The sequence below is a fragment of the Streptococcus pluranimalium genome (assembly GCF_047785745.1).
Classification (GTDB): Bacteria; Bacillota; Bacilli; order Lactobacillales; family Streptococcaceae; genus Streptococcus; species Streptococcus pluranimalium_B.
Genome location: NZ_JBLOJT010000245.1, coordinates 1 through 521, shown reverse-complemented (window position 1 = coordinate 521; position 521 = coordinate 1). Strand labels below are relative to the sequence as shown.

Below are 521 nucleotides of genomic sequence, written 5' to 3'. Positions count from 1 at the left end.
TCTTCCCAAGAGCTAGCGGTATCCGCAAGCACCTTGTTTAGGTCATCAATATTCTTAAAGCCTTCGGTACGCAACCACTCACGTGCTGCATCTGCGCCCTCTTTGATATAAACAGGGACAGCGCCTGCCCATGTCGCACGGCCACAAAGAACTCCGTTAAACTTAGCGCCTGAGGCTGCCGCAAACTGTAAGGTCTCTTGGAAAAGTTTCGCTGAGACACCTGCACTCAAATAAATGTATGGCAAGTCACTTGACGCTTCTTGATCTTTAAAGGCTTGCGCAGCTTCTTCCTTGGTAAAGAGAACGTCGCCATCTGTAAAGCCTTCCACAAAGTTCATATTGACAGGTACTTCTACCTTAAGCACATCCACACCAAAGCGTTCATCTGAGAAAACCTTCATAGCTCCATTGACCTTACGCGCTTTGACCTTGGCAAATTCTGGGCTATTATTGTCCGAAATGCTCTCATCATAGGTCAAAATTTCAAGGTAAAATGGAATATCTTCTGCCTGACATTCTGA

The 521-nt window shown here is 45.9% G+C and carries 1 protein-coding gene; it reads right to left on the bottom strand.

Annotated features, from left to right (window positions below; translation table 11 throughout):
• Window positions 1-521 (bottom strand): tagatose 1,6-diphosphate aldolase (locus tag ACMZ6U_RS10745; protein WP_416108385.1); only part of this gene is annotated, 521 nt, incomplete at both ends.